At 74.1% G+C, this 1,733-nt stretch carries 1 protein-coding gene; it reads right to left on the reverse strand.

The features are described 5' to 3' along the window. A partial coding sequence (locus ACZ5OX_RS38985) for a type I polyketide synthase (RefSeq protein ID WP_465636941.1) occupies positions 1–1,733 on the reverse strand: 1,733 nt, incomplete at both ends.

Consider the following 1,733-nt stretch of genomic DNA (forward strand, 5'->3'; position numbering starts at 1 on the left):
TGGCGCACGTGGCGCACCCAGTACTCGGGCGAGCACAACTCCTCGGCGGCGGCCAGGGCGCCGGTCACGTTGGACACCACCGCGATCTGCGGCGCGGCGTAGCTCAGGCCCTCGGCGACGGCCCGGAACTCCGCCAGCATGCCGTCCATCAGCGGCGAGTGGAACGCGTGGCTGACGTGCAGCCGCTTGGTCTTCTCGAACTGGCCGGCGATCGCCAGCACTTCGGACTCATCGCCCGAAATCACCACGGAGGTCGGGCCGTTGACGGCGGCGATGCTCACGTTCTCGGTCAGCAGCGGCAGGACGTCGGCCTCGGCGGCCTTGACCGCCACCATCGCGCCACCCTCGGGCAGCGCCTGCATCAGGCGGCCGCGAGCGGACACCAGGGCGACGGCGTCATCGAGCGACAGGACGCCCGCGACGTGCGCGGCCACCAGCTCACCGATGGAGTGGCCCACCAGGAAGTCCGGACGGACACCCCAGCTCTCGAAGAGCCGGAACAGCGCCACCTCGACGGCGAACAGCGCCGGCTGGGTGTACTCGGTGCGCGCGAGAACCGCAGCGTCCTCCCCGAACACGGCGTCACGCAGCGGCAGTTCGGCCCGTGCGCAGACCGCGTCGAAGGCGTCCGCGAACACCGGGCAGGCGTCGTACAGCGCCCGGCCCATGCCCGGGCGCTGGCTCCCCTGTCCCGTGAACAGGAACGCCGTCCGCCCGGCACCCGCCGTGCCCGTGATCAGCCCGGCGGCCGTACCGCCCTCGGCCAACGCCGCCAGACCGCCCCGGAACGAGGCGAGGTCCTCCGCGACCACCGCGGCCCGGTGCTCCAGCGCGGCACGCGTGGTGGCCAGCGAGAAGCCGACCTCGGCGGGCGACAGGTCGCCGGCCTCGTCCAGCACGGCCAGCAGTCGGCCGGCCTGCGCCCGGAGCGCCTCCGGGCTGCCCGCCGACAGCACCCACGGCGCCACCGGACCGGCCTCGTCGGCGATCTCCCGAACGACCGGGGAGGCCGCGGGCGCCTGCTCGATGATGGTGTGGGCGTTGGTGCCGCTCATGCCGAAGGAGGAGACGGCCGCGCGACGCGGACGGCCGCGCTCCGGCCAGTCCCGGGCCTCGGTCAGCAGCTCGACCGCGCCCGAGGCCCAGTCGACCTCGGGGGTCGGCTCATCGACGTGGAGGGTCTGCGGCAGCACGCCGTGCTGCATCGCCATGACCATCTTGATGATGCCGCCGACGCCGGAGGCGGCCTGGGTGTGGCCGATGTTGGACTTGAGGGAGCCGAGCCACAGCGGGTCCCCGCTGCGCTCCTGGCCGTAGGTGGCCAGCAGCGCCTGGGCCTCGATCGGGTCACCCAGTCGGGTGCCCGTGCCGTGCGCCTCGACCGCGTCGACCTCGTCGGCCGACAGCCCGGCGTCGGCCAGCGCCGCGCGGATGACGCGCTGCTGGGCGGGGCCGTTGGGGGCGGTGAGGCCGTTGCTCGCACCGTCCTGGTTGATCGCCGAGCCACGCACGACCGCCAGCACGCGGTGCCCGTTGCGCTCGGCGTCCGACAGGCGCTCCAGCAGCAGCACACCGGCGCCCTCGCCCCAGCCCGTACCGTCCGCGGCGGCCGCGAAGGCCTTGCAGCGGCCGTCCGAGGCCAGGCCGCGCTGGCGGCTGAACTCCACGAAGGTGCCCGGGGTGGACATCACGACCACACCACCGGCCAGCGCCATCGAGCACTCACCGCTGCG

The organism is Kitasatospora sp. NPDC032121, from assembly GCF_055580145.1.